Here is a 26,852-nt window from a genome sequence, read left to right on the forward strand (position 1 = left end):
CCTCCGGCTGTCGGGGGTTGGGTCCTGAGGTCCTGGTGAGGTCCTGGGATCGAGGGGGACATCGACGGCGGTCTGTCATATGTCCGTCAAGAACCTTAGGCGCCCGGGGCGGCAGTTCAAATTCCCCGAAGGGCGGGTAAGGTTAGCCTTACCTGCACGTCAGCGCCCGTGACTCAAGATCGGTGGTCCCGCCATGCCCGCTGCGGTCTCGCCGCTCGCCGCCGCGTACGCCCGTCTCGCCGAGGTCTATCCGTACCTCACCGTGACGCTGCTGAACGGCCCGGCGGAGCCGCTGCCCGAGGGCGAGGGCTGGGTGACCGGCGACGGACTCGCGGCGAACGGTGAACAGCTCGACTCCTTCCTGGCCTGGGACGACGAGCAGGTGCTGCGGGACTACGGGCAGCGGGGGCGCCCGGACGTCATCGCGAGCTTCGGCCTGCACCGCTACGCGTGGCCGCTCTGTCTGATGATCACCCTGCCGTGGTTCCTGCACCGCCGGGTGCCCCGGCTGCCCGCCGCGCATGTCGCCTACCACCGCACCACCTCACGCATGACCCTGCGCCCGGACGCCTTCGCCTGTCTGCCGGACGACCCGGCGGCGGGCCTGCCCGGCGCGGTCGTCGTGGCCGACGAGGAGACCCTGCGGGCCGAGGTGCGCGCGGCCGTCGCGGAGCACCTGGAGCCGGTGCTCGGCGCCTTCGGGCCCCGGATGCGCCGCCGCGGGCGCGCGCTGTGGGGCATGGCGACCGACGAGATCGTGGAGGGGCTCTGGTACGTCGCCGGGCTCCTCGGCGAGGGCGAGGAGTCGCGCGCGATGCGCGAGCTGGAGCGCCTGCTGCCGGGCGCCACGAAGCCGTACGCCGGTTCGGCCGCGTTCCGCGAGCTGACCGCGCCGGACGGGGCGCCGGTGTCCACCCGGGACCGCGTCAGCTGCTGCATGTTCTACACCCTGCGCCCGGCGGAGGCCTGCGACACCTGCCCGCGCACCTGTGACAGCGAGCGGGTCGCCCGGCTGACCGCCACCACCGCGGCCGCCTGAGCGCCTTCGCCTACCACCGGAACCCCGTTACGGAACCGTCCGTACGAGGAGTCTTTATTCGAACTCAACTCGGGCCCCTCAAGCGGTAGTTCGAACGTTTTGCCACTCCGGTCACCCCAGGGCACTTCCTTGGCGGTCTCTTGCCCCGAAATCCCCGGAGTCACGCCGGGTATGGGTCACTATGGCGGGCGTTACACCCCATCCCAATGCGAGGGACCGCTGATGCGACTGACCGACATATCGCTGAACTGGCTGCTGCCGGGCGCCGTACTGCTCCTCGGGATGCTGGTGGCGGTGGCGGTACTCGCGCGCGGCAGGCGTGCCTCCAACGAGAGCGCGAACGCGGACGACTCGTGGGAGCGCAGCGAGGAGCGCCGCAGACGCAAGGAGGCCGTGTACGGCACGGCGTCCTACGTCCTGCTCTTCTGCTGTGCGGCGGTGGCGGCCGCCCTGTCCTTCCACGGGCTGGTCGGCTTCGGCGAGCAGAATCTCGGACTGACCGACGGCTGGCAGTACTTGGTGCCGTTCGGCCTCGACGGCGCGGCCATGTTCTGCTCCGTGCTCGCGGTGCGCGAGGCCAGTCACGGCGACGCCGCGCTGGGATCGCGCATCCTGGTCTGGATGTTCGCCGCGGCGGCGGCCTGGTTCAACTGGGTGCACGCGCCCCGTGGCATCGGCCACGACGGCGCCCCGCAGTTCTTCTCGGGCATGTCGCTCTCGGCGGCCGTGCTGTTCGACCGGGCGCTGAAGCAGACCCGCCGGGCCGCCCTGCGCGAACAGGGCCTGGTGCCGCGTCCGTTGCCGCAGATCCGCATCGTCCGCTGGGTACGGGCGCCTCGTGAGACCTTCCGCGCCTGGTCGCTGATGCTCCTGGAGGGCGTCCGCAGCCTGGACGAGGCGGTCGAGGAGGCCCGTGACGACAAGCGGCAGAAGGAGGAGACCCGGCAGCGCCGCCGCGACCAGAAGCGCGTGGAGCGCGCCCAGTTGAAGGCGCTGAGCCGGGGCGCGAGCGGAGTCGTCGGGCGCACGCCCACCCGGCAGGTCGAGGTGCAGATGGATCGTGACGCGGCCACGGTGTCCGCGGAGCCTGCCATATCGGCATCGGACACCCTGCCCGGACGCTCGCGGCCGTCCCTCCAGCCCGTAGGGAAGGGGACTGAACCGGTCACCGTCGACCTCACCGCCGAGGACGACACCATGGCCATCCCCCGCCTGGACTCGCTGGAGCGCAAACTGAAGGATCTGGAGCAGCAGTTCGGCTGAGCACGGCCGCACTGCGGTACGGGACGGGGCGCCATCCACGCGGACGGCGCCCCGTCCCGTTTCCGTGTGCCGCTCGCGCTACTACCCCGCTCCGGCGCCGAGTTCGAACCACACCGACTTGCCCACGCGGTGCGGCCGTACGCCCCAGGCGTCCGCGAGGGAGCGCACCAGGACGAGCCCCCGGCCGTGGGTGTCGTCGGTCGGGTCGGCCGCGCGGAGCAGCGGCCTGCGGGTCATGAAGTCCCGTACCTCCACGCGCAGTCCGCGCGGGGAGACCACGGCGGTCAGTACCGCGTCGTCATCGGTGTGCACCAGCGCGTTGGTGACCAGTTCGCTGGTGAGCAGTTCGGCCGTCTCCGCGCCGCCGGGCCGTCCCCAGCCGCGCAGCAGCCGTCGCAGGTCGCGGCGCGCCTCGGGCACCGCCGCGAGATCGGCGCGGGCCAGCCTGCGGCTGAACCGTCGCCCCTCGTCCGTATGGTGGTCCGTCCCTTCCCCCGTGTCCGCAGGTGGCGCCCCGGCGTTCCCGGGTCCGCCTCCTCGTGCCCGTCTGGTGATGCCCCCCGCCCGCACTGTGCCTGACCTCCCCCTCCTGGTCGAGCGTCGAACGCGTACCCCGGGATGCTTGCCCAGTGCCCCTGGGGGCAGTCATGGACGGCCGCGGACCGCCGCCTGTTCGGCCATGCCCGGGCGGGGTGCGGCCGGGGCCGTCCACGGCGGCCCGAGGGCGCCTGACGCGCCCAGGAGGCCGTACGGCGCCCCGGGCGCCCCCGTGGCCGCGTGCGCGACCGTCCGGCACCGGAGGTCCACGCTCCGTGAACGTGGTGTGAAAGTGGCCGGAAACATACGCTCGGTGACGGTGGATCAGGGACGGGGCACGTTCCGCAGATTGGAACGGGCCATCTGGAGCATCCGGCCGACCCCGCCGTCCAGCACGATCTTCGAGGCGGACAGCGCGAACCCGGTGACCATCTCGGCGCTGATCTTCGGCGGGATGGAGAGCGCGTTGGGGTCGGTGACGACGTCGACCAGGGCCGGTCCCTTGTGCCGGAAGGCGTCCTTGAGCGCACCGGCCAGGTGCTTGGGCTTCTCCACCCGCACGCCGTACACCCCGCAGGCGCGGGCGACTTCGGCGAAGTCCGGGTTCACGTCCGTGGTGCCGTACGAGGGCAGCCCAGCGACGAGCATCTCCAACTCGACCATACCGAGGGAGGAGTTGTTGAACAGCACGACCTTCACCGGCAGGTCCAGTTGCACGAGGCTCAGGAAGTCGCCCATGAGCATGGTGAATCCGCCGTCGCCGGACATGGAGACGACCTGGCGGTCGCGGTCGGCGCACTGGGCGCCGATGGCCATGGGCAGCGCGTTCGCCATCGAGCCGTGCGAGAACGAACCGATGATCCTGCGGCGGCCGTTGGGCGAGATGTACCGGGCGGCCCACACGTTGTTCATGCCGGTGTCCACGGTGAACACCGCGTCGTCGTCGGCGAGTTCGTCGAGCACGGCCGCCACGTACTCGGGGTGGATCGGGACGTGCTTCTCCACCTTGCGGGTGTACGCCTTGACCACGCCCTCCAGCGCGTCGGCGTGCTTCTTCAGCATCCGGTCGAGGAAGCGGCGGTTGGTCTTCTCCTTCACCCGGGGCGTCAGCGCGTGCAGCGTCTCGCGGACGTCGCCCCAGACCGCCAGGTCGAGCCGGGAGCGACGGCCGATGACCTCGGGGCGCACGTCGACCTGCACGATCTTCACGTCGTCGGGCAGGAAGGCGTTGTACGGGAAGTCGGTGCCGAGCAGGATCAGCAGGTCGCACTCGTGGGTGGCCTCGTACGCGGCGCCGTAGCCCAGCAGTCCGCTCATGCCGACGTCGTACGGGTTGTCGTACTGGATCCACTCCTTGCCGCGCAGCGCGTGCCCCACCGGGGACTTGACGCGCGCGGCGAAGTCCATCACCTCGGCGTGCGCGCCCGCCGTGCCGCTGCCGCAGAAGAGGGTGACCTTCTCGGCCTCGTCGATCATCCGTACCAGTTGCTCGATCTCGGCGTCGCCGGGACGGATCGCGGGCCGGGAGGTGACCAGGGCGCTCTCGAAGGACGTGTCCGGGGCCGGCTCGTCGGCCACGTCGCCGGGCAGCGTGACGACGCTGACCCCGCTCTGCCCGATCGCGTGCTGGATGGCGGTCTGGAGCAGCCGGGGCATCTGCCGCGGGTTGGAGATCATCTCGCTGTAGTGGCTGCACTCCTGGAACAGCCGCTCGGGATGCGTCTCCTGGAAGTAGCTCAGGCCGATCTCGCTGGACGGGATGTGGGAGGCGAGGGCGAGCACCGGGGCCATGGAACGGTGCGCGTCGTAGAGGCCGTTGATGAGGTGCAGGTTGCCCGGCCCGCAGGACCCCGCGCACGCGGTCAGCCTGCCGGTGATCTGCGCCTCGGCCCCGGCCGCGAACGCGGCGGTCTCCTCGTGGCGCACATGGACCCAGTCGATGCCGGGGTGGCGGCGGATGGCGTCCACGACCGGGTTGAGGCTGTCGCCGACGACGCCGTACATACGGCGCACCCCGGCGCGGGCGAGAATGTCCACGAACTGCTCGGCGACGTTCTGCTTGGCCATGGTGGTCGTCTGCCCCTTCGCGGTCCCGGAATACGCCTCTTCCGGTTCCATGAAGTCACAGGGGCCGCCGTCACGCCTCCCACACGGCCGCCGCCGTACGGTCGTCGGCGTACCCCTTCACCCGCGTCTGGGTGTCCGCCAGGAACGCGGCCAGACCGGGCGCGGCGGCACGGGACCAGCGGCGGGCGAGGAACGCGCCCAGGGCCGGTTCGCCCCGCAGGGGTTCCGCGAGACCGCCGGTGCACATCAGCAGCACGTCACCCGGGCGGGCTACGGAGGACCGGAACCGGAAGGCGGGCTGTGCCTCCGGTGCGGGCGCCGGGGCGAACGGGCTCGGCGGGGCCGGCAGACCGAGGTCCAGGGTGAGCCGGTCGCCCTCGGGGGTGGCCGCGGGCAGCGCACCGAAGGGGGCTCCGGGGGTGGCCTCGGTCTCGGTCTCGCTCTCGGCGGTCGGCGGGCTCGGCTCGATGTCCTGCCACTCCCCCCGCCGCAGCCGGAACAGTCCGCCGTCGCCCGCGCCGAAGAACACGCGGTTGCGGCAGTCGGGGTCGGCGGACAGCAGCAGACAGCGCAGGCTCGCGGTGTACAGCTCCGGGTCGAGCTCCTGTTCCGTCGCGCTCGCGCGCAGCATCCCCAGGCTGCGGTCGGTCAGCCGGTGCAGCCCCGACTTGAGCGCCCCCTTCCGTCCCGCCCGCACGTCCTCGGCCAGCCGCTCATGGCTCCGCCCGACCGCCCCCGCGATCCACCGGCATGCCTCGGCGGCCGCCCTGTGCGCCTGGGGCGCGGCGCGCGCGCCGGTCGCCATGGCCACGAGCACGAGCGCGTGCTCCCCGCTCCCGAACCGGGCGGTGAGCATCGCGTCCCTGCGCGGCTCACCCCGGTACCGGGCCGAGTCCCCCCGCATGGAGGCCGCCCGGAGCGTGCACGTCCCGTACTGGGCGCCGTCCAGCAGCGTGTCGGAGACGAGGTCCGCCAGGGCGTCGGGGTCGGCGGCGGGAAGGGCCACGGGTTCGGGGTCGTAGGTGGGGGGCCGGGTTCCCACGTAGGTGATGGTGGGGGTGGGAGCGGGTTGCTGTGGAGGGTCCTCCGAGGGTGCGGGGTCGGGGGCGGGGATTCCCAGGCGGAGTGTCCCCGAGCCGGTGGACGAGGGCTCGGACGGGGGTGCTTGGGGGGTCGCCGGGTGGGGTGTGCCGGGGGCTGGGGTCGGGGTTCCGGGCGCGGGTGACGGGTCTGGGACCGGGAAGTCCTCGGGACGGCGGCCTCGGTCGGCGTACGGGGTTCCGGGCGCGGGTGAGCGGCCGGGCACCGGGGAGCCCTCGGGACGACCTCCGTCTGCGTACGGGGTTCCGGGCGCGGGTGAGCGACCCGGCTCCGGGCGGTGCCCCTGGACTCCGAGGTGGACCGTGCCGGGGTCGGCATCCGGGGGCTGCGGCGGAGGTGTCCGATCGGACTTCGGGGGATGCGCGGGGAATCCCAGACGTACCGTCCCGGGGTCGGCGTCCGGGGGCTGCGGCGGAGGTGTCCGGTCGGGCTTCGGGGGGTGCGCGGGGAATCCCAGGCGGATGGTCCCCGGGTCGATATCCGGAGGCTCCGATCCGGGTGCCGGGTCGGGCTCCGAGGTGTGACCGGGAAGTCCCGTACGGGGCGTCGTACCGGGCGCGGATGGCTGGGCGTTCTCCGGGGAAGGTCCGGGGCGTCCCGGACGGACCGCCCCGGGTTCCTCGGAGGCGGTCGCGGACGTCGGCCAGCCGGGCATCGGCGGGAAGGTGGGACGCGGTCCGCTCTCGGACTCGGGAGACGTCCAGGGCGGTGCCGTGTCGGCCGGTGGGGCAGGGTCGAGGTCGGGGTCGGTTCGCTGGCCGGGGATGGGGTCGAAACGGGCCTCGGCGTCCGGGGCGACGTCAGGGTCGAGACCCCGGCCCCCTTCGGGGACGGACCCCTGAACCCCGTCCGAGTCCCCCCGCTGCCCCGGTAACGGAACCCGCACCTCCTCCCCCTCACCCCCGGAGGGAGCCGCGTCCCCCGCCGGAGCCGACACCGTGTTCTTCGCCGAGGCGAAGCGGTCGTCCAGGGAATCGGGCGCGGCCGTGGGGCCGGTGTCGTCGGCCGATTCGTCGTACAGCTGCCCCCACCAGTCGTCGTCACGACGGGCGGGCCTTCCCCCCTGCTGGCTCATGCCCTTGATTCTCACCGCAGGGGCGGTACGAAAACGGGGCATCGGAGAAATCCGGCGCTCCCACCCATCTCGAACGGCCTATCGAGTGAACGAGTGGACGGTAGTACGAAAATCTTCCCCGCATCGGGAGAAGTACCGCGCGCCCACCGTGACCTGCGTTCCTCCCCCGACTCCGGCACTCTGGGCAGATGGGAGCGTGGGAACTCCTGCTGGTCGGTCTGGTCATCGCGCTGGGCGTGTGCGGTGTGCTGGTGCCCGGCGTGCCGGGGTCGTGGCTGGTGTGGGCCGGGGTCCTGTGGTGGGCGCTGACCAGCCACGAGCCGGTCTCGTGGGCCGTACTGGTCGGCGCCACGGTCGTCCTGCTGCTCTCCCAGGTGGTGCGCTGGGTACTGCCCCCGCGCCGTCTGCGCGAGAGCGGTGCCACCCCTCGTATGGCGGTGTACGCGGGCGTCGGCGGCGTACTCGGCTTCGTGCTGCTCCCCGTGGTGGGTGCCGTACCCGGCTTCATGGGCGGTATCTACCTCGGCGAACGGCTCCGGCTCGGCCGTCACGGCGAGGCGATGGCCGCGCTCCGCACGGCGATGCGCTCCGGCGGCTCCAGCGTCCTGGCGGAGTTCTTCGCCTGTCTGCTGATCGCGGGCGCGTGGCTGGGCGCGGTGCTGTGGAGCTGACGGCGAACCGCGACGGCTCACCGGCTCACCGCCACCGCCCCAACGCCTCACCCACAGCCGAGGCCACCGCGGCCATCCCCTCGTCGTCGAAGTGCAGATGATCACCGGGGTCGTACCGGGGCGACAGCCGCCCCGCGTCGGCCGGATCACGCAGCGCGGCGTCCGCGTCCGCCACCGCGTCGAAGACGCCCCCCTCGCGGATGAACGCGTTCACCCGCTGCCGTACCCCCTCCCGCACCGCCGAATACGCGGGATGACCCCGATACGGCGTCAGGGTCACCCCGACGACCCGGATGCCCCGGGCATGGGCGCGGGCGACGATCGTGCGGTAGGCCGCCGCGTAGGCGTCGGGGTCGGTGGCCGCCGGGGTGCCGTTGATGTCGTTGACGCCCTCGAAGAGGACGAGGAACCGCACCCCGGCGCGGTCGAGCGCGTCCGCGTCCAGCCGGGCGAGGGCACTGGGCCCCGTGCCGTCGCGCAGCAGGCGGTTGCCGCCGATGCCCGCGTTGAGGACGCCGAGGCGGTGGCGGCGCAGCCGGTCGGCGAGCAGGTCGGGCCAGCGGTGGTTGGTGTCGGGGGTGGACCCGGTGCCGTCCGTGAGGGAGTCCCCCAGGGCGACGACGCTGCCGCGTGTGGTGGCACGTACATCGACGCCGGTGACGTAGTACCACCGGCTGACGGCCTTCGCCGTGTACGCCGTGCCGTCCTCGTCCGCCGCGTGACCCGCGCCCTCGCGGGCGACATAGCTGGTCTGCAGGGCGGTGCGATGCTCGGTCGCCGGTCCGCAGTCGTCGGGGACGAACACGGTGACCAGCAGATCGGCTGCGGCACGCACCGCCAGCCGCACCGGATCACTGAGCAGTTCCCGACCGGCCGGAACGACGACGGTACGACCGCCCCGGAACGTCACGACCCGCATGCTCCCCGCCACAGCCCCCGCCCCGCTCCCCCGCCGCACCGCGACGGTGACCGCCCCGACCCGCAGCGGCGCGACCCCGAACCGATTGCCGACCCGAACCCGCAACGCGCCACCACCAACGCTGAGATGAACGACGTTCCGCACGGCGGCCCCGGGCAGCCCCGGAGTCGTCCCGGAGGGCGCGGCTTCCCAACTCCCGTTCCAGGAAGGGTGATCCACAGCGCCCGAAGCCGTCCCCGGCGCCACGAGAAGCAGTAGCCCCACGACCACCCACAAGCCGAAGCGCATCCGCCCGCCACCTTCCCAGTCCGCAGAAGGCCGACGGTCCCACATGACGATCACGGGCCCCGACAACGGCACCCCGGACCCACCCGCCCGGCTTAACTTCCGCCATACAAAGCACGTATGGCGAACCGTCGCTCATCACACCGGCACGGGTCCGACCCTCGCCAGCAGGGCGCGCAGCGGCGCCGTGTCGGGCGTGTCGGCGACGGCCGCGTCCAGGGCGTCGTCCAGCCCCTTCTCCCATTCCTCGGGCAGCGCGAGACCGGGCACTCCGGTCCAGGCGATGTCGGGGGTGGCATGGCCGGTGGCGGCGAGCCGTAGGTGGACCAGGCCGGCAAGCCCGTCGAAGATCCTGGGCCGGACGAAGTTGCGGGCCGAGGAGCCGGTCAGTCTCGCCGCCCGGTCGGGCTTCGGAACGCGGTCGGCGATCTCCGTCCACAGCAGACCCTGGTCGAACGCGTCCAGCACGGCTTCCAGATCGGGCAGCCCGGCGTCGTCCGGCTCGTTCACGGCCTCCGTCCGGTCCGCGTACCGCGCCGTGGAACGCAACGCCCTGCCGACGGCCACGCGCAACGGCCGGGACCAGCCCTCGGCGTCGGCAACAGCGCGGACCATCACCAGGTCCTCCCAGGTCATCCGTCGCGATGCCTGCGGCAGCAGGCACGCTTCCAGAGCCGCGAACGCTCCGTCCGCATCGCGCAGCAGAGTGAGCGCGCCCGGCTCGTCGTCCTCGCCGCAAGCCCGTCCGTCGGGAGGCAGCGCCTCGATGCGGGCGATCCGCTCGGCGGTCGGCGGGTGGGAGTCGTACGGGTGCGTCCGCGTGGACCGTCGGCCGGCCGAGACGGCGGCGAGCCCGTCACCGGCCCTGGCTGCGAGCAGGCGCCGGAAGCCGCCGTACACCTCACCCGCGGGCGGCAGGGCGCCGACCGGCTCGCCCATCACGGCGTAGGTGGCCAGGTAGTGGCTCCAGGCGGCATCGAGGTCCGGGAGCGAACGCAGCAGAGCGGTCGTCGCGTCACGCCCCGCGTGCCGCGCGGCCACCGCGTCGGCGGCGAACTCCTGGTGCCGGGCCACGGATTGGGAGATTCGCAGGAACACACGGGCGTAGCGGGCATAGAAGCCGCCAATCGACCGGTGCAGCCAGGTGCTTCCCTCGCCGAACATCCACTCCGTGTGCAGCACGGCCGCCCTGCCGCGCATGACGACACCGCCGAGCCGGGTATCGAGATGGCCGAAGTGTCCGAACTCGTGGGCGAGGAGGGCCCGTAGTCGCGGACCGGTCAGCCCCGCCAGCAGCGGAAGACCGAGGAGCATACGGCGCCGCCCGGGCAACAGACCCAGCAGACGGCTCTGTTCGGTGACGCCCGCGTTCATCTCGGCGGTCAAGTACAGCTCGTCCGGTGGCCGTTCGCCGACGGCCTCGGCAGCGGCCCGGACGTGCTCCCACAGCGCGGGGTGGTCGTCCGGTCCGACCCTGACCGCCTCCGATACCGGGCCGAGGCGCCCCGCTCGCAGAAAAGTGACCATGCCCCGCAGGATCACGAGCGCCGCCAGTCCGGTGAGGACGAGGGCGCCACCCGCGAACCAGGCCGCCCGTGCGCTGGACAGGTGGGTCACCAACAGCCAGTCGCACAGTGCCATGGCGGCCAGCAGGGCGAAGCCCAGCAGGAAGAAGCCCACCAGCAGGACGAGCGCCTGGAGAGCACGGAATCGCAAGGTCATCGAGTGGTCCCCCCACAGGACTTGGTGCCGCACAGGGTCGGCGACACTCGCGGATCCTATCTTCGTCCGCACGCCAAGAACCCTTGCCGCGTACGGGAGTTCACCGCCGGGGAGACCGCCCACGAGCGCGGCAATGGATGCCGGTCACACCTGCGTCCGGCCCGCCACCCGCAAGTGCTGGACCGCATACGTACGCCACGGACGCCAGGCGGCCGGAGCCTCGATGTCGGGCGGGGTCACGTCGGGGTCGCCCAGGGCGCGGGCGCGCAGGGTGGTGATGGTGGCCGGGGTCAGGCCGGGGAGGGTGAGCAGGGTCTGCTCGGCGTGGGCGCGGTCGGTGCCGGGGTCGAGGTGGAGGGTGCCGTCGGCGAGGGCGGTGGCGAGGGTGCCGAGGGGGCCGGGGGCGTCCGCGAGGGCGACGGGGTCGGGGAAGAGGTGGGTCAGGGTGCCACTGGGAGCGTCCAGGGTCTTGCCGTAGCGGCGCACCAGGCGGGCCACGGCCTGAGGTGGCCCGGCGAGGGCGCGGGCGGCGGCCTCCAGGGGGTCGACGGTGCCGGGTACGCGCAGACCGGGGCGGGCGGCGATCAGCGGGGCGAGGCGGGGGTCGGCGGCGAGGCGTTCGTCGACGGCGTACGGGTCGGCGTCGAGGTCGAAGAGGCGGCGCAGCCGGTGTACGGCGGCCGTGAGGTCGCGGGGGTCGGTGAGGTGCACGCGCGCGTCGAGCCAGCCGCCGGGGCGCGTGCCGCCGGTCGCCGTCTGTCTGCGGCCGCGCTCGCGCACGGCGGCGACACCGGTGCCGTACGGCAGCCGCAGGGTGCGCCGGTAGACCCGGTCGCCCGGCGTGCCCTCGACCTCCTCGACACCGGGTACGGCCTCGCGCGCGAGCTGGTCGAAGACCGGGCCGTACTGGTACGGGCCCCGGTGGGCGAGGCGCAGCGGGACACCGGTGCCGGGGGCGGCGCGGCGGGCGGGGGCCGCGTCCCGTACCTGGGTCGGGGTGCGGGCGTAGACCTCGCGGACCGTGTCGTTGAACTGGCGCACGCTGCTGAAACCGGCGGCGAAGGCGATCTCGGTGACCGGCAGGGAGGTGGTCTGGAGCAGCACCCGCGCGGTGTGCGCGCGTTGCGCGCGGGCGAGGGCCACGGGTCCGGCGCCGAGTTCGGCGGTGAGCTGCCGCTGCACCTGGCGGGTGCTGTAGCCGAGCCGGGCCGCGAGGCCGGTGACGCCCTCGCGGTCCACGACTCCGTCGGCGATCAGCCGCATCGCCCGCCCGGCCACGTCCGCCCGCGCGTCCCACTCCGCCGACCCCGGCACGGCGTCGGGACGGCACCGCCGGCAGGCCCGGAATCCGGAGCCCTGCGCGGCGGCGGCCGTGGCGAAGAACCGCACGTTCTCCCGCTTCGGGGTCACCGCGGGGCAGCTCGGGCGGCAGTAGATCCCGGTGGTCCGCACGGCGAAGAAGAACACCCCGTCGAACCGTCCGTCCCGGCCCCGCACCGCCTCGTACCTGCTGTCCTCGTCCATCACGTTTCCAGTGTGGGGCGGGGAGAGGGAGTGGGGCCAGCGGGAATCGGACATGGGGGTGGGGTCCTTTGAAGCCGTCCTGCGCTTGGGCGGTCCAACCGGCCATCGCCCCACGGCCGTGTGGTGCACACCCGGTTTTGGGACACCTTTTACGCAACGCGTGCAACTGCGACACGGGTCCCGGCTGTCCGACAGGGAGTCCGGCCCGTCAGGGCCGAAGGGCGAGAGAGCGGGGCAGGCAGTGGAACGGCGCAAGGGTGGTATAGCGATCGCACTCGTCATGGGTGCGGTTCTGGTCGGGGCGAGTGCCTGCGGCGCGGGTGGTGGCACCGACAAGGCGAACGGGGGCGACGCGAAGGCGCCGGTCAAGCCGAGTTCGAGCGCGTCGCCCACTCCGACGAAGCCCGCGGGCCCGCCGATGCTGCTGGAGACGATCACTCCGCAGACGGGAGCCACCGTGGGCGTGGCCATGCCGATCTCGGTGATCTTCACGAACCCGGTGGCAGCCGGGGCGCGCGCCACGGTCGAGAAGCATCTGAAGGTGAGTGCTTCCCAGCCGGTGGCCGGTGCCTGGCACTGGATGGGGGAAAAGCGTGCCGACTGGCGGCCGAAGGATTTCTGGCCCTCCGGCACCAAGGTGCGGATCGACGCCGACATGAAGGACGTCGGCAACGGCAACGGCCGTTACGGCGTGCGCAGTTACACGCACACGTTCACGGTCGGGGACGATGTGCGCGCGGATGTCTCGGTGACCGGCCACACCATGAAGGTGACCCGCGACAACCAGCTGGTGCGCACTCTGTCGATCAATGCGGGAAGCGCCGAGTATCCGACGTGGAACGGCACGATGGCCGTCATCGACAAGGAGAAGACGGTCCACATGACCTCCTGCAGCGTCGGCATCAGCTGCGACAAGGGGAGTCCCAACTACTACGACCTGACGCTGCCCTGGGACGTTCACCTGACCCAGTCCGGCACATACGTGCACTACTCGACCGGCGACCCCGCCCCGGGCAGCGGCAGCGCCCGCGGCTCGCACGGCTGCGTCCACCTGTCCATGTCGGACGCCGAGTGGTTCTACAACCAGGTGAAGCAGGGTGACCCCGTCACCGTCACCGGATCGCCGCGCGCCAAGGCCTCGGCCGACAACGGCTATGCCGCCTTCAACCTGGGCTGGGACCAGTGGCTGGCCGGCAGCGCGTCCGGGGAGCAGACCACCGCGACGCTGTGACGTACCGCGGTGGCCTCGTGACCGGCACGCGACGACGCCGGCCACGAGGCCACCGCCGTCCTGGCTTGCCGGGGCCTGGAAGCGCCCCCGGCCCCGGCACCTCCGCCGACGGGCAGCCCGGCTCCCGGGCTGCCCGCCGATCCGACATCATGCCGCCCCACCACCCGTCGTCATGAGCGATGCGCCACCGGCCCCCCTACGACCACCGCCCCCGCTTGGCCTGCGCGGCCGCCCGTCCCTCCGCGCCCTTCCGCTTCCAGTCCCGCTTGATCTCCGCGCGGAGCCGGGCGTCCGTCTTGGCGACGATCCGCTGGTTCTCGCGCATCAGCTTGCGGTAGCTGTCGAGCCTGCGGTGGGGCAGCTCGCCGCTGTCGACGGCGGAGCGCACGGCGCAGCCGGGTTCGGTGTCGTGGACGCAGTCGGGGAAGCGGCAGCGGCGGGCCAGCTCCTCGACGTCGGAGAAGACCTGACCGACCCCGCTGCTCGCGTCGAACAGCCCGACACCGCGCAGACCTGGCGTGTCGATGAGGACGCCGCCGCCGGGCAGCGGCAGCAGGTTGCGGGTGGTCGTGGTGTGACGGCCCTTGCCGTCCACGTCACGGGCGGCCTGCACGTCCATGACGTCCTCACCGACGAGGGCGTTGGCCAGCGTGGACTTGCCCGCGCCGGACTGGCCGAGGAGTACGGCGGTGCCGGACCCGACGAGGGCACGGAGTACGTCGAGCCCGTCGTCGTACAGGGCGCTGACGGTGAGCACGGGCACGCCGGGCGCCGTCGTCTCCACGTCCTGGACGAGGTGCGCGAGCGTCACCGGGTCGGGCACGAGGTCGGCCTTGGTGAGCACGACCACGGGTTGTGCCCCGGACTCCCAGGCCAGGGCCAGGAAGCGTTCGACGCGGCCGAGGTCGAGTTCGACGGCGAGGGACAGGGCGATGACGGCGTGGTCCACGTTGGCGGCGAGGATCTGCCCGTCGGACCGCTTGGACGAGGTCGAGCGGACGAAGGCCGTACGGCGCGGCAGCAGCGCCCGTACGTAACGGGGTGTGCCGCCGGGGTCCACCGCGGCCCAGTCGCCGGTGCACACGATGCGCATCGGGTCGTTGGGCGTGACGAAGGCGGTGTCGGCCCGGACGACCCCGCCGGGCAGCACCACGTCGCACTGGCCCCGGTCGACCCGGAGGACCCGGCCGGGGAGGAGCCCGCGCTCGGCGTACGGCGCGAACTCGGTCTCCCAGTCGGCGTCCCAGCCGTACGGGGCGAGAGAGAGCGCGGAGGAAACGGAAGAACCATCGAGGAAGTTCAAGGGGAACCCTTCAGGGGGCGCCCCCGGCCGACCGCGCCACTGGGCGCGGAAGTGACCCTGCGACAGGGAGAGTTCAGCCGGAGGCCATGGAGGTGGCACGAACGGTCTGCTGAGCGCGGGCAGCGCTCGTCACGGAGACGGTCATCGGGCTCACCCCTCATTCCTCACTCGACGGACGACGGCGGCAGCGACCAAGGGGCCACCGCAAGAACGATCACAGCCTAGAGGCGCGCGGGTGCGGGCACCACTGAATTGTTTCGCGTGCCCGCGTCCGCGCGTACGACCTTGCGAACAGGGGGATTTGAACGGCCGATGGCAAGAGAACGGTACGACCAACGGGTGCGCGTCTTCGTCGAGGTCCGCGGCGGTCAGGACGACTGGCAGGAGGCCGAGGAGCGGTTCGCCCGGCACGGCTGGCCGGTGCGCGGTCATCATCCCGCGGGGCAGGGCCCCCTGGGCGACGCTGTCACGGCCGCCGCCAACTCGCGTGTGTACGAGATCGAGGTACGTCTCTTCGGCATCGCCCGGGGGTGCGACCAAGGAGCAGCCGACCGGGTCCGCAAGGTGGCCCGGGCCGCGCGGCTGGAGATGTACGTGCTCCATGCCGGACACGTCCACCGCGACCGGGAGACACGCTCGCGGTGGCGCGTCGTCGACGCGAGCGGCAGACGGTCCGCGCGGCGCTCTCCGTGGCGCAGGCACTTCGCCGGCTGGTCACTGGCACGGGGTGCCCACGACATCGGCGGCATCGTGACCGGCACCGCCCGGCAGGCCCTGCGGCTGGCCCGCAACGGCTCGCTCGACGGACAGCGCGACGGATCGCGCCCCGGATCGACGGCGACGGGCCGGGTGGCCGTGCGGCCCCTGGACGGCATGTGGAAGGACCCGGCGGGGCGCTGGCCCGAGGAGAAGGGCGAGCGAAGGGCCGTTCGGGCGGCCGTGTGGGCGTTCGTCCCGGCCGTGGCCCTGGCGTTCGCCACTCATGCGATCCGGGCCAGTTGGTGGTTCTGGGGCGTGCTCGCCTTCGTCGGTGTCGTAGGGGCCGCGCGTGCGGGCCTGCGGCTGTTCCCCGACCGCCGGAAGTCGAGCGCGGTGGTGGTGCTGGGGACATCCGTGCTGTTCATGGTCGCCGCGCTGGGTCCCGACGGCGACGCCTGGACGCCCTCCGGCATGCTGTACACCTTCCTCGTCCTGGGTGTCGTCGCGGGGCTGTGGCTGCTGGTCCGGCAGTGGAGCTGGGGCGAGTGGGTGGGGTGGGCCGTACCTCTCGTCATCACCCTGGTGATCTCGACCTTCGTGGCCGCGGGTTCCGTGCTCCATGCCCTGTACGCCGACGAACTGGGCCTGAGCACCGGTGATCTCGACGTGCCGCCCCTGTGGCAGTTCCTCGCCTCGCTGAAGCTCGTGTCGATGCTGGCCTACGTGCTGGTCGTCCCCGCCTGGTGGGGCGTCGCCCGGCACCGTCACCACTCCTACGCGGCACCCGGTGATCGCACCAACGTCCTGCTGCACACGTTCGTCTTCGTCGCTTCGCTCACCGTGGCCGCCGGGTTCGCGCTCGACTCGGCGAGCGCGGCGGCGCACCGCACCAAGGCCGCCGCCGAGCACGGCACGGAGCCGCCGCCCTACTTCGGCGTCGAGCCTGCCTGGACCTGTGTCAGGACGACGAGCGCTCTCGAGAACGTTCCGGGCGAGGGGCCCGAACTGGCCCCGGACCGGCCCTACCTGCTCATCAATGTCGCGGGAGGCACGGCCGTCCTGTGGGACCAGGTCACCGGTGAGCCGGTGAAAATACCTGCGAACAAGGCGTGGTTGGCGCCGGCCGAGGGCGGTAAGGGCTCGTGCGGGTGATCAACCGGCCTGTGGTGCAGGGGAGTACCGGTCCCGCACGAGCGGGCGTACCTCAATCCGTCGCGCAGTTCTCTCCGTTGAGGGTGAAGGCGCGCGGATCGTCGTTCGCCCCCTGATGCGTTCCGACGAACCCGAACGCGAACGACCCGTGCGCCGCGACCGACTTGTTGTAGCTCTTGGCGGAGGCGGTGACCCGGGTGCCGGACTGGTTCGGGGTGGCGTCCCAGGTCTGGCCGATGTGCTGGCCGTCGTCGAAGGTCCAGGCGAGCTGCCAGTCGGTGAGGGCGTCGTCGGTGGTGACGGTGAGGGTCGCCTGGAAGCCGTCGCTCCACTGGTCGTCCAGGTGGTAGGCGACATGGCAGGTGGGGGCGTGGGAGGCCGCGCCGGTGGGGCCCGGGGCGGGCGCGGTAGCGGTGGCGGAGGCGCTCCCCCGGTGCCCGGGGCTCGGGGTGGCACGGCGGGTGCGGGTCTGCGAGGTGCTCGGGGCCGGGGTGACCGGGATCGTGCGGGTGGTGGCCGGGGCGGCCGAGCGGGAGGGGGCGTGGCTGGGGCGGGTGGCGCTGGGGGCGGCGACCGGGCGCTGGTCGTCGTGGGCGGCGGCCTCGTCGCCGTCCGAGGTACCGAACGGCATCAGCGAGGCGCCGAGCGCGACGACGGAGATCAGTCCGGCCGCAGCGAGCAGCCCGCCGCGCACCGCGCGGCCCCGGGAGGCGTCCCGGTCGGGGTCGCCGGGCCCGGTGCGGCCGGGGGCGCCCGCGCCGAGGCGGACCTCGGCGGCCCGGCGGCGGCGCTCCAGGTAGGCGAGGCCGCCCCAGGCGACGACGCCACCGGCCAGCGCGGAGGCGAGGGCGCCGCCCTGGAGGCGGAGACAGGCGGCGGCCTCGGCGCAGGGCGCGCAGGTGGCGAGGTGGCGGGAGAGGTCTTCGGGCTCCTCGGCACCGGGTGAGCGCGTGACCGCGTCGAGCAGCCGGGCGTAGCTGCGGCACTCGGCCTCCAGCGGTGTGTCCCGGTGGGCGCGGTGGCAGCGCTCGCGGAACAGCATGCGTACCTGGTCGAGTTCGGTGCCCACGGTCTGCGGGTCGAGGCCCAGGCGGCGGGCTACGACGCTCAGCGGCAGCGCCTCCACCTCGGCGAGCCAGAGCAGCGTGGCGTCCGCCTCGGGCATGTCCCTGAGGCCGCGCAGCGCGATGGGCCGGGTGAGGGGCGGGCCCGAATAGCGGGCTGCCGCATCGGAGTTGAGCCACAGCCTGAGGTCGGGGTCGAGCCCTTGCCCCTTCCCCTCGCCCTCCCAGTCGGCGGCCGTCTCACGCACGGCGGCGAGGAGTTCGGGGACAACGGGCAGCCGGACGGCCCGACGGCCCGGACCACGTACGGACGTTCCCTCGGCGCGCAGGCGGCGCACACCCAGCGTGAAGGCCTCGTCGGCCAGCTGGCGCGCCGTCATGGAGCCGGCGGTGCACAGGTCCGCGTACGACAGGACCGCGTCCCAGCATTCGGAGAACAGCGCGGTCTCGTCGGCGTCCTGAGGGGTCGGCAGGTCGGACAATCGAACTCCCGCATCCACGAACGAGGTCAACTCACCACAGAGGCGATGGAGTTGGCGATACCCCGCGGCGGCAGGAGCTTTTCACGCCGCCACGGCGGCTGACAAGCGGACCGGGCGAATCCGGTGAGCCTCCGGTCGCTCGGCGTGACCGCGCGCCATTCCTCCAAGTGGATACGGCAACGGGCGCCCGTGTGTTCAACACGGGCGCCCTTTCCCTCGGTTCGGTCCGGCCGTCAGGCCTCCACCGGCGTCTGGGCCGGCAGGCTGTCCATGAAGGAGCTGACGGAGAACACCGCGTTGCCGGGTCCGGGCGGGCCGTAGCCGGGCGGGGAGGAGAGGCCGAAGTCGTCCATGGTGTTGCGGTACGCCTCCAGGAGCCGGATGTGGTACTCCAGCGGCGCGCCCTGCGGGTTGGCCTTGCCGAGCGGGGTGGTGGGCTCGGGGCACCAGGTGGTGAAGCGGGGCGTGATGCCGTGCGACATGAAGAAGCGCAGGCCCTCGGTGGTGGAGGCGATGGCCTCGTCGACCGTCTTGAAGCCGAAGGGCTCGGCCATCTCCACGCCCGCCACGAAGTTGGGGATCACGTTGCGCGCGCCGAACACGTCGGCGGAGTCCAGGATGCGCTTGTGCCACTCGTCCCGGCCGACGTACCGCTCCTTGCCGGGGCAGTACATCTTGAACAGGTACTCGTCCCACACCTCGAAGTTGGGGTGGTAGATCTGGACGCCGTAGTCCTTGAAGCGCTGCACGTCCGCCTTGGGCAGCGCCTGGGCGACGACCTTGCCGATCCAGCGGCCGGGGAAGCGCTCCTCGATGGCCTTGGCGTAGTGGCCGTAGAAGTCGGCCTCGTCGCGGCCGGAGACCGTCTTGGTGATGGCGCCGCCGGTCAGGGTGTAGGCGGTGGAGGCCTTCTGGGTGTCGTAGCGGTCGATGATCTCGAGCGCCTCCAGGACCTCCTCCACGTCCTTGACGCCGGTGTAGGGGCGCCCGGCGGCCTTGTGCTGGCGCCAGTTGTGGTTGATGTCGCAGTACTGGCACTCCTCCTTGGCGCCGAAGTACTGGCAGACCCGGAAGACGGTCAGATAGACCAGATAGCCCCACTGGATGGTGGGGGCGACCTCCATGACGGACTTCCCGTTGGAGAGGGTGTGCCGGTAGTACTCGGGCATCGGGGGAACCCCGACGTCGGAGATGCGCCTGCCGTCCAGGTAGAGGCCGAGCTGCCCCTCCTCGTCGGCGGCGACCCGGTAGAGGGAGGCGGGGTTCACCCGTACGGAGACCACCGTACGGCGCAGCCCGTAGGGGCCGCCGGTCAGGATGATCTCCTCCGGGGGCCTGCGCAGGGCGGCCTCGCCCAGTTCGGGCAGGGTGCCGTGGTCGAAGGAGAAGATGAAGTACGACTTCGGCTTGACCTCGCCGTCCTCGTTGTCGCTGAGGGCCGAGGCGTCGAAGGCGACTCCGCCCCGGAGCAGGTCCTCCTTGAAGACGGCTTCCCGCGGCACATGCGGGAACCGCTCCATCAGATCCTCGACCAGCGCGGTGCGGCTGCCCATCCCTGTCTCCTCCCGGCTCACGCGTTCATCCCTCACCGTATGCCCCCGTCACCGGTGGAGGCGTCCCGGGGCAGGCTCGGCGCGCGGTGTTTCCGCCGGTGCGACGCCCCTGACGTGCGGCGCACCGTCCCCTGGGTGATCTTCCCCAGGGGGCGGCGGGGTGAGAAGGTCGGGGCGAACGGCACTCTCGGGGAGGACGACGACGATGACGGAGACGGCGAGTACGGCCGGACGGCAGCCGGTCACCAACTGGGCCCGCAATGTCACCTACACGGCGAAGGAGTTCCACCGGCCGGAGTCGGTGGAGGCGCTGCGGGCCCTGGTGGCCGCCACCGCGCGGCTACGGGTGCTGGGCAGCGGCCACTCGTTCAACACGGTCGCGGACCCCGGCGGCGAGGGCGTCCTCGTCTCACTGGCCGCGCTTCCCCCGGTCGTCGACGTGGACACGTCGGCCCGTACGGTCCGGGTCTCGGGCGGCGTCCGGTACGCCGAACTCGCCCGCGCGGTGCACGCCCAGGGGCTCGCGCTCGCCAACATGGCCTCGCTGCCGCACATTTCGGTCGCGGGCTCGGTCGCGACCGGTACGCACGGCTCGGGGATCGGCAACGCCCCGCTGGCGTCGGCGGTCCGGGAGATCGAGCTGCTCACGGCGGACGGCACGACGGTGGGACTCGCGCGCGGCGACGCCGGGTTCGACGGCGCCGTGACCTCGCTGGGCACGCTCGGCGTGGTCACCGCGCTCACCCTGGACCTGGAACCGGCGTACGAGGTCGAGCAGCACGTCTTCACCGAACTGCCGCTCGACGGGCTGGACTTCGAGGCGGTCGCCGGATCGGCGTACAGCGTCAGCCTGTTCACCGACTGGCGTGCGCCGGGCTTCCGTACGGTGTGGGTGAAGCGGCGCACCGACCAGGCGCCGGTGGACTTCCCGTGGGCCGCGCCCGCGACCGAGGCGCAGCACCCGGTGCCGGGGATGCCCTCCGTCAACTGCACCGGGCAGTTCGGCGTTGCAGGGCCCTGGCACGAGCGACTGCCGCACTTCCGGGCCGAGTTCACGCCGAGCAGCGGCGCGGAGTACCAGTCGGAGTACCTGCTGCCGAGGGCCGCCGCCACGGACGCGCTGCGTGCGCTGGAGGCCGTCCGCGCGGAGTTCTCCGGGCCGCTGCTGACCTGCGAGGTCCGCACGGTCGCCGCCGACACGCAGTGGCTGAGCCCCGCCTACGGCCGCGACTCGGCGGCCGTGCACTTCACCTGGGCCGACGACCTGCCTGCCGTACTGCCCGCCGTACGCGCGGTGGAGGCGGCACTGGACCCCTTCGAGCCGCGCCCGCACTGGGGCAAGGTGTTCACCACGCCCCCGGCGGTGCTGGCCGCCCGGTATCCACGGCTGGCCGACTTCCGGGCGCTGGCAAGGGAGTTGGACCCGACGGGCAAGTTCACGAACGAGTTCGTGCGGGAGGCGCTGGAGCTGCCGTAAAGGCTTCCTAGATGCCCTAGGATTCGGCCGAGGAATCCTAGGGAGGTGGGCCGATGGCCCGTGCGGGCATCACCGTGGACCGCCTGGTCGCGGCCGCCGCCGAACTCGCGGACGAGTCCGGCTTCGAGAACGTCACCCTGTCCGCGCTCGCGCGGCGCTTCGGGGTGAAGGACGCGAGCCTCTACTCGCACGTCCGCAACCTGCACGACCTGCGCACCCGGCTCGCGCTGTTCGCGGGCGGCGAGCTGATCGACCGCATCGCGGCGGCGGTGGCCGGGCGCGCGGGCCGCGCCGCGCTCACCGCGTTCGCGGGCGCCTACCGCTCCTACGCGCTCGAACACCCCGGCCGCTACGCCGCCACCCAGATCCGTATCGACCAGTCCCTGATCGCCGACTCCCCCGCCCTGCGCCGCACCGCCGAGATCACCTACGGGATGCTCCGCGCCTACGACCTGGCGGAGCCCGACCTCACCGACGCCGTCCGCCTGCTGCGCAGCACCTTCCACGGCTACTGCGTCCTGGAATCGGCGGGCGGCTTCGGCGCGGACCGCGATGTCACGGCCTCCTGGGACAAGGGCGTGGAGGCCCTGCACCGGGCACTGACGCACTGGCCGAGGGAGACGGGCGATGCGTAAGGGGCCGTACCACGACATGACGGGCAGCGGTCCCGTACTGCTGCTGATGCCGGGCGGCGCCGGACACCCCATGGGCCTGGGCCCGCTGACCGAGCGGCTGGCCGGCCGGTTCACCGTCGTGACGTACGACCCGCTGGGCCTCGCCCACGGCCGGCCGGGGCTGCCGGTGCCGGACCAGCGGCCGCCGGACTGGAGCGACGGGGCGCGGCGGGTGCTGGAGGAGGTGCTGCCGCCGGGCGAACGGGGGCACGTCTTCGGGACCAGCTCGGGCGGCATCGCGGCCCTCGCCCTGCTCGCGCGGCACCCCGGCCGGCTGGCGCACGTGGTCGCGCACGAGCCGCCGTGCGCGCTGGTGCTGCCGGACGGGGAGGAGCGGCGGCGGGGGCTGATCGCGGCACTGGACGGCGGCGAACGGCCGCCTGCCGAGAGCCCGATGGGGGTCTTCCTCGCGCATGTGCTGCGGCCGTTCACGGCGTACGTGCCCGCCGCACTGGCGGAGCCGGAACGGCTGACGCTGGCCGTCGGGGCGGACTCGCGCGGTGAAGTGGCCGGCGATGCGGCGGAGGTGCTGGCCGAGGCGTACGGCAGCCGGTTGCTGGAGTTCCCCGGCGGGCATCTCGGCACGCTGGAGCATCCGGTGGAGTTCGCGGACCGGCTGACCGAGGTGCTGCTCGGGGGACTAGCTTCGGGAGCATGAGCAGCGATCGCGGTACGCACGGCGCCCCCTCGCTGGCCGAGGCCCTGGCCGCCGGGCCGCTCGTGCTGGACGGCGGTCTCTCCAACCAGCTGGCGGCGGCCGGTCACGACCTCTCGGACGAGCTGTGGTCGGCGCGGCTGCTGGCCGAGCGGCCGGAGGCGGTGACCGAGGCGCATCTCGCCTATTACGCGGCGGGCGCGGACGTGGCGATCACCGCGAGCTACCAGGCCACCTTCGAGGGATTCGGCAGGCGCGGGATCGGGCGGGCGGCGGCCGCGCGGCTGATGGCGTCCAGCGTGGAACTGGCCCGTGAGGCGGCTCGTGCGGCGGCCCGTGCGGCGGACGTGGCGCGGCCGCTGTGGGTGGCGGCGTCGGCGGGGCCGTACGGGGCGATGCTCGCGGACGGGTCGGAGTACCGGGGGCGGTACGGGCTGAGCGTGACGGAGCTGGAGCGGTTCCACCGGCCGCGTCTCGAGGTGCTGGCCGGGGCGGCCCCTGACGTGCTGGCCCTGGAGACCGTGCCGGACACCGACGAGGCGGTGGCGCTGCTGCGCGCGGTGCGCGGGCTCGGGGTGCCGGTGTGGCTGTCGTACACCGTCTCGGGGCGGCGCACGCGGGCCGGTCAGCCGCTGGAGGAGGCGTTCGGGCTCGCGGCCGACGTGGACGAGGTGATCGCGGTGGGCGTCAACTGCTGCGCCCCCGAGGACGCGCTGTACGCCGTCGGGACGGCCCACCGGGTGACGGGCAAGCCGGTCGTGGTCTACCCGAACAGCGGGGAGTCCTGGGACGCGGAGGCCCGCGCGTGGGACGGCCGCGCGAGCTTCGACACCGGGCTGGTGGACGACTGGCTGGCGGCCGGGGCCCGGCTGATCGGCGGGTGCTGCCGGGTGGGGCCGGGGACGATCGGGGCGGTGGCTGGGCGGGTGGCGGAGGCTCGCTGAACGGGAGCGGCGCCCGGCGGTGGCATACGTCCGATGCCGACGGCCCGTGCTTCGCCCACGTGGCCACGAGCCGCACGGTGACCGCGTCCGCGCGCCCGCCGCGTCCGCGCGCCTGCCGCGACCGGCGCCCCACTGCCGCGTGGGAGCAGTCGGCGATTCCCGCGCCCGATGCCACGCCTCGGAGCCCTCAGTGCCGCCGCCCCGCCGACGCCCGCCGCAACCGGCGTACCGCCGAGGACAGGTCGGCCCGGGGAATGCGGACGATGGACGTGGTGGGGGTGGACACCCGGGGCTCCCGTAGGGGTGGGGCCGTGGCCCAGAGGGTGATCTCGGGGTCGCGGGGGCCGTGGGCGATGTCGGGGCCGTCGCCGTCGTCGAAGACCCTTACGGGGTGGGTGGCGTCCCACGCGGGCCAGCCGGGGTCGCCGGTGGCGGCGAAGCGGACCCAGGCGGCGTGCATGGTGTCGGCGAGATGCTGCGGCGCGCCGTGTCCGGCGAGCTTGACGGCCTCCGGCACCTCGCCGGTGTCGAAGACGAAGCCCAGTTCCAGGGCGTGGCAGGCGCCGAGGCCGGGGCGGTGGGACTGCCAGGCGAACTCGTACAGGTGGGAGGTGCCGGGGCGGGCGTCGGCGATGCGGTGCAGCGGTACGCGCAACATGTGGTCGGTGACCATCTGTCCGACGATCTCGGCAGCCCCCGCCCCCGGGTGCAGGGCACGATAGCCGCGCGGCACCTCGTGGCCGACCCGGCAGCGGGCCATGGCCCCGGCCAGCGCGACGGCACCGAGCCGGTCGACGCGTTCGACGAGCCCGCCGGGGACGAGCCACAGCCGGTACTCGTCACGGGTCCAGCCCATCAGCAGGTCCACGCCGGGTGCCGCCGTGCCGTCGACCAGCGCCTGGAGCGGGTCGGCGGGCACGAGGTCGCCGTCCGGGACGATGCCGAAGGCGGGGCCGCCGAGCACGGGGCTGCTCAGCCGCCCCACCTCGGCCTGGGCGCGCAGCAACAGGTCCGGACCGACGGCGGCGAAGGCGGCCGCGGTGGCCGGGACCTTCAGCCGGGCGGCCATACGGCGCACCATCCGCCGCACCTTGTCGCGCTCGGAGACCTCCGGCGCGCCGCTCTGCAGGACGGCCCGCCGGACCAGGCCCCGGGACTCGGGGACGGTCAGCAGGACGCCGACGCTGATGGCCCCGGCCGACTGGCCGGCCAGGGTGACGTTCGCCGGGTCGCCGCCGAAGGCCGCGATGTTCTCGTGGACCCAGCGCAGGGCGGCGAGCTGGTCGCGCAGGCCGGGGTTGGCGGGCGCGTCCGGGAACAGTCCGTAGCCCTCGATGCCGAGCCGGTAGTTGACCGAGACGAGGACGACCCCGTCACGGGCGAAGGCACCGCCGCCGTACACCGGTACGGCCGAGCAACCCCTGGTCAGGGCGCCGCCGTGCAGCCAGACCAGGACGGGGAGCCGGGCGCCGGGGCCGGGCTCGGGGGTCCAGACGTTGAGGTTGAGGCACTCGTCGCCGGGGATCACCGGGTCGGAGAGGTAGCCGGAGAACGCCTCGGAGTACGGCACCTGCGGCGCGGTCGGGCCGTAGTCCCCGGCGTCGCGCACCCCGTCCCAGGGCGCGTGCGGCTCGGGCGGCCGGAACCGCCGGGGGCCGAAGGGCGGCGCGGCGTACGGGATGCCCCGGAACACGGCGACGTCCTGCTCGTACCGGCCGCGTACGGCCCCTTGCCGCGTGCGGACCACCGGGTCCGTCCGGTCTGCGGTCATCGCCCACCAGCCCTTCGCCGCGCACATGTGTCGATCACACACAGAGCGTGTGGCGATCGCTCATGGCACCACATAGGAGAGCACCACATGTCAGAGCGCCGCACAGGGCGGGTGTATTCCCTTGCACGGACCCGTGCACCACCCCTCCGCACACCGGGCACACCGGGCACACCGGGCGACCCGCGCAGGCCACCGCACGCGGCCCGCGGGCCCCGCTCACCGCTCCGGGTGCCCCCGGTCCTTGTCGCCCTTGGGCGCGTGGTGGGTGTTCCTGGCGTGGGTGCGGAGCCGCCCGGTGATGTCCTCGGGGGGCAGGAAGCGGGACCAGCGTTCGGGGAACTCGGAGGGCATGTCGGGGTCGTCCGGATCGCTCTCGCGGGCCGCGGCGGCCCGGGCCACGTACTCGGCGATCTGGACCTCGCGCTGGCGTTCGTTGGCCTCGCGGGCGGCGGCCGTGGCGGCGGCGGGCCAGACCCGGTCGATGGCGGCGTTGACCGCCGCGCCCACGAGCACGGCGAACGCGGACACACCGATCCACAGCAGCACGGCGACGGCGGCCGCCAGTGAGCCGTAGATGGTGGCGCCTTCGATGGTGTGGGTGAGATACACCCGCAGCAGGAGGCTGCCGAGGACCCACATGGCGAGCGCGACCAGGGCGCCGGGCACGTCCTCGATCCATGGGGAGCGGACCGGGACGGAGACGTGGTAGAGCGTGGTCAGGAAGACGATGGACAGGACGATGACGACGGGCCAGTAGAGCACCTTGACGACCGTCGCGGACCAGGGCAGGACGCCGACCACCGCGTCCGGTCCGGCCACCATCAGCGGCAGCGCCACCGAGCCGATCAGCAGGGCCACGATGAACAGCAGGAACGCCATGATGCGGGTCTTGACGATGCCCCGGACGCCGTCGAGGCCGTACATGACGGTGATGGTGTCGATGAAGACGTTCACCGCGCGGGAGCCCGACCAGAGGGCGAACAGGAAGCCGATGGAGATGACGTCGGGTCTGCCGCCCTTCATCACGTCGTCCAGGATCGGCTCGGCGATCTCCTTGACGCCCTTGTTCGACAGGACGGTGCGCGAGGCCTCCAGGAGGTTGGTCTCCAGGCTGTGGATGGTGTCGGCGCCGGTCCAGTCGTCGACGTAGCCGAGGAGGCCGATGAGGCTGAGCAGCAGGGGCGGGACGGACAGCAGCGTGAAGAAGGCCGCCTCGGCCGCGAGGCCCAGGATGCGGTACTCCATGCAGGAATTGACGGTGTCCGTCAGCAGCAGCCAGGCGGTCCTCCGCTTGGAGACGTTTCGGTAAAGGGCTCTGGCCCGGTGGAGGCGGCCCCGCCGCTCGGGGGTTTCACTTGCTGACTGCACGTCCTAACGGTATCCGGCGCGGCGCGCGGCCCTCACCTCGCGGGGCGGAACGCCTGTGCCGCGAGGCCGATGAGCGCGCATGTGACGGGGCGTGGACGCCCCGTTCGCTCGCGCCGCGCGGCGCCGGTGTCCCCGCGTCGGCCGGCGGACCACCGGTCCGGTCCGCCGCATCGCGGTGCCCCGGGGTCGCGGGGGTGGTGCTGCGCCGACACGGCACCACCCCCGCCCCTCGGGCCCCTTGGAGGGCGCACGCACCGCCCGGGGGCGGCGCAGGGC

General features: G+C 73.1%; 20 protein-coding genes. 9 read left to right on the forward strand and 11 right to left on the reverse strand.

What is annotated here, in order from left to right:
* The first annotated feature begins 193 nt into the window (after positions 1-193).
* A complete protein-coding gene (locus tag AB0E91_RS03160; RefSeq protein ID WP_361774289.1) occupies positions 194-1,039 on the forward strand; it encodes a (2Fe-2S)-binding protein in 846 nt (281 codons plus the stop codon).
* Positions 1,040-1,261: 222 nt separating this feature from the next.
* Positions 1,262-2,302 carry a DUF2637 domain-containing protein gene (locus AB0E91_RS03165; RefSeq protein ID WP_361774292.1) on the forward strand — a complete coding sequence of 347 codons (1,041 nt, stop codon included), beginning with the start codon at positions 1,262-1,264 and terminating at the stop codon, positions 2,300-2,302.
* Positions 2,303-2,383: 81 nt separating this feature from the next.
* On the opposite strand, the gene AB0E91_RS03170 is transcribed toward AB0E91_RS03165, so the two are convergent.
* The 3 genes from AB0E91_RS03170 to AB0E91_RS03180 form a co-directional block, all read right to left on the reverse strand.
* A complete protein-coding gene (locus AB0E91_RS03170; protein ID WP_361775144.1) occupies positions 2,384-2,746 on the reverse strand; it encodes an ATP-binding protein in 363 nt (120 codons plus the stop codon).
* Positions 2,747-3,163: 417 nt separating this feature from the next.
* Positions 3,164-4,906, reverse strand: a complete 1,743-nt coding sequence (locus AB0E91_RS03175) for a pyruvate dehydrogenase (protein ID WP_361774295.1) — start codon at positions 4,904-4,906, stop codon at positions 3,164-3,166.
* A 70-nt stretch (positions 4,907-4,976) separates the two neighbouring features.
* Positions 4,977-5,948 carry a protein phosphatase 2C domain-containing protein gene (locus AB0E91_RS03180; RefSeq protein ID WP_361774298.1) on the reverse strand — a complete coding sequence of 324 codons (972 nt, stop codon included), beginning with the start codon at positions 5,946-5,948 and terminating at the stop codon, positions 4,977-4,979.
* 1,322 nt (positions 5,949-7,270) lie between these two features.
* Here AB0E91_RS03180 and AB0E91_RS03185 point away from each other — a divergent pair.
* A complete protein-coding gene (locus tag AB0E91_RS03185; protein ID WP_361113232.1) occupies positions 7,271-7,753 on the forward strand; it encodes a DUF456 domain-containing protein in 483 nt (160 codons plus the stop codon).
* 25 nt (positions 7,754-7,778) lie between these two features.
* Here the strand turns inward: AB0E91_RS03185 and AB0E91_RS03190 are convergent, their stop codons facing one another.
* The 3 genes from AB0E91_RS03190 to AB0E91_RS03200 all read right to left on the reverse strand — a co-directional run bounded on the left by AB0E91_RS03190 (position 7,779) and on the right by AB0E91_RS03200 (position 12,203).
* On the reverse strand, positions 7,779-8,663 hold the full coding sequence (locus AB0E91_RS03190; protein ID WP_361774301.1) for a GDSL-type esterase/lipase family protein: 885 nt from the start codon (positions 8,661-8,663) through the stop codon (positions 7,779-7,781).
* A gap of 432 nt (positions 8,664-9,095) precedes the next feature.
* On the reverse strand, positions 9,096-10,679 hold the full coding sequence (locus AB0E91_RS03195; protein ID WP_361774304.1) for a M48 family metalloprotease: 1,584 nt from the start codon (positions 10,677-10,679) through the stop codon (positions 9,096-9,098).
* 144 nt (positions 10,680-10,823) lie between these two features.
* Positions 10,824-12,203, reverse strand: a complete 1,380-nt coding sequence (locus AB0E91_RS03200; RefSeq protein ID WP_361775147.1) for an AlkA N-terminal domain-containing protein — start codon at positions 12,201-12,203, stop codon at positions 10,824-10,826.
* Positions 12,204-12,444: 241 nt separating this feature from the next.
* Here AB0E91_RS03200 and AB0E91_RS03205 point away from each other — a divergent pair, with 241 nt between their 5' ends.
* Positions 12,445-13,434: a L,D-transpeptidase gene (locus AB0E91_RS03205; RefSeq protein ID WP_361774307.1), complete on the forward strand. Its 990-nt coding sequence runs from the start codon at positions 12,445-12,447 to the stop codon at positions 13,432-13,434.
* Positions 13,435-13,630: 196 nt separating this feature from the next.
* Here the strand turns inward: AB0E91_RS03205 and rsgA are convergent, their stop codons facing one another.
* Positions 13,631-14,737: a ribosome small subunit-dependent GTPase A gene (gene rsgA / locus AB0E91_RS03210; protein WP_361774310.1), complete on the reverse strand. Its 1,107-nt coding sequence runs from the start codon at positions 14,735-14,737 to the stop codon at positions 13,631-13,633.
* Positions 14,738-15,049: 312 nt separating this feature from the next.
* Between rsgA and AB0E91_RS03215 the strand changes: the two genes are divergently transcribed.
* Positions 15,050-16,588 (forward strand): hypothetical protein, encoded by a 1,539-nt coding sequence (locus tag AB0E91_RS03215; RefSeq protein ID WP_361774313.1) that lies wholly within the window; start codon positions 15,050-15,052, stop codon positions 16,586-16,588.
* Between the two features lie 52 nt (positions 16,589-16,640).
* On the opposite strand, the gene AB0E91_RS03220 is transcribed toward AB0E91_RS03215, so the two are convergent.
* Both AB0E91_RS03220 and AB0E91_RS03225 read right to left on the reverse strand, forming a co-directional pair.
* Positions 16,641-18,134: a cellulose-binding domain-containing protein gene (locus AB0E91_RS03220; RefSeq protein WP_361774316.1), complete on the reverse strand. Its 1,494-nt coding sequence runs from the start codon at positions 18,132-18,134 to the stop codon at positions 16,641-16,643.
* Between the two features lie 233 nt (positions 18,135-18,367).
* Complete coding sequence (locus AB0E91_RS03225; RefSeq protein ID WP_361774319.1) at positions 18,368-19,687, reverse strand: radical SAM protein; 1,320 nt, start codon at positions 19,685-19,687, stop codon at positions 18,368-18,370.
* A 205-nt stretch (positions 19,688-19,892) separates the two neighbouring features.
* Between AB0E91_RS03225 and AB0E91_RS03230 the strand changes: the two genes are divergently transcribed.
* Genes AB0E91_RS03230 through mmuM form a run of 4 tightly spaced genes read left to right on the forward strand, consistent with a single transcriptional unit; the run spans position 19,893 to position 23,437 of the window.
* Positions 19,893-21,164 (forward strand): D-arabinono-1,4-lactone oxidase, encoded by a 1,272-nt coding sequence (locus tag AB0E91_RS03230; protein ID WP_361774322.1) that lies wholly within the window; start codon positions 19,893-19,895, stop codon positions 21,162-21,164.
* A 53-nt stretch (positions 21,165-21,217) separates the two neighbouring features.
* Entirely contained in the window at positions 21,218-21,799 is a 582-nt protein-coding gene (locus AB0E91_RS03235) for a WHG domain-containing protein (RefSeq protein ID WP_361774325.1), read from the forward strand.
* Positions 21,792-22,496 carry an alpha/beta hydrolase family protein gene (locus AB0E91_RS03240; RefSeq protein WP_361774328.1) on the forward strand — a complete coding sequence of 235 codons (705 nt, stop codon included), beginning with the start codon at positions 21,792-21,794 and terminating at the stop codon, positions 22,494-22,496. The genes AB0E91_RS03235 and AB0E91_RS03240 overlap by 8 nt, the downstream gene beginning before the upstream one ends.
* Entirely contained in the window at positions 22,493-23,437 is a 945-nt protein-coding gene (mmuM, locus tag AB0E91_RS03245) for a homocysteine S-methyltransferase (protein WP_361774331.1), read from the forward strand. Before AB0E91_RS03240 ends, mmuM begins: the two co-directional genes overlap by 4 nt.
* 187 nt (positions 23,438-23,624) lie before the next feature.
* Here mmuM and AB0E91_RS03250 read toward each other — a convergent pair whose 3' ends face one another.
* On the reverse strand, positions 23,625-25,208 hold the full coding sequence (locus AB0E91_RS03250) for a carboxylesterase family protein (RefSeq protein ID WP_361774334.1): 1,584 nt from the start codon (positions 25,206-25,208) through the stop codon (positions 23,625-23,627).
* Positions 25,209-25,424: 216 nt separating this feature from the next.
* The gene (locus AB0E91_RS03255; RefSeq protein ID WP_361774336.1) at positions 25,425-26,576 is read right to left on the reverse strand and encodes a YihY/virulence factor BrkB family protein; all 1,152 of its coding nucleotides are present in this window, start codon (positions 26,574-26,576) and stop codon (positions 25,425-25,427) included.
* Between the last annotated feature and the right edge of the window lie 276 nt (positions 26,577-26,852).

Source organism: Streptomyces sp. NPDC026659, assembly GCF_040638245.1.
Lineage (GTDB): Bacteria > Actinomycetota > Actinomycetes > Streptomycetales > Streptomycetaceae > Streptomyces.

What these genes read in the sequence shown, in the direction of transcription:
- AB0E91_RS03185 (WP_361113232.1), top strand. Translation starts at nt 7,271, where the DNA reads ATGGGAGCGTGGGAACTCCTGCTGGTCGGTCTGGTCATCGCGCTGGGC.
- AB0E91_RS03230 (WP_361774322.1), top strand. Translation starts at nt 19,893, where the DNA reads ATGACGGAGACGGCGAGTACGGCCGGACGGCAGCCGGTCACCAACTGG.
- AB0E91_RS03215 (WP_361774313.1), top strand. Translation starts at nt 15,050, where the DNA reads ATGGCAAGAGAACGGTACGACCAACGGGTGCGCGTCTTCGTCGAGGTC.
- AB0E91_RS03195 (WP_361774304.1), bottom strand. Translation starts at nt 10,679, where the DNA reads ATGACCTTGCGATTCCGTGCTCTCCAGGCGCTCGTCCTGCTGGTGGGC.
- AB0E91_RS03250 (WP_361774334.1), bottom strand. Translation starts at nt 25,208, where the DNA reads ATGACCGCAGACCGGACGGACCCGGTGGTCCGCACGCGGCAAGGGGCC.
- mmuM (WP_361774331.1), top strand. Translation starts at nt 22,493, where the DNA reads ATGAGCAGCGATCGCGGTACGCACGGCGCCCCCTCGCTGGCCGAGGCC.
- AB0E91_RS03235 (WP_361774325.1), top strand. Translation starts at nt 21,218, where the DNA reads ATGGCCCGTGCGGGCATCACCGTGGACCGCCTGGTCGCGGCCGCCGCC.
- AB0E91_RS03165 (WP_361774292.1), top strand. Translation starts at nt 1,262, where the DNA reads ATGCGACTGACCGACATATCGCTGAACTGGCTGCTGCCGGGCGCCGTA.
- AB0E91_RS03175 (WP_361774295.1), bottom strand. Translation starts at nt 4,906, where the DNA reads ATGGCCAAGCAGAACGTCGCCGAGCAGTTCGTGGACATTCTCGCCCGC.
- AB0E91_RS03225 (WP_361774319.1), bottom strand. Translation starts at nt 19,687, where the DNA reads ATGGGCAGCCGCACCGCGCTGGTCGAGGATCTGATGGAGCGGTTCCCG.
- AB0E91_RS03240 (WP_361774328.1), top strand. Translation starts at nt 21,792, where the DNA reads ATGCGTAAGGGGCCGTACCACGACATGACGGGCAGCGGTCCCGTACTG.
- AB0E91_RS03160 (WP_361774289.1), top strand. Translation starts at nt 194, where the DNA reads ATGCCCGCTGCGGTCTCGCCGCTCGCCGCCGCGTACGCCCGTCTCGCC.
- AB0E91_RS03200 (WP_361775147.1), bottom strand. Translation starts at nt 12,203, where the DNA reads ATGGACGAGGACAGCAGGTACGAGGCGGTGCGGGGCCGGGACGGACGG.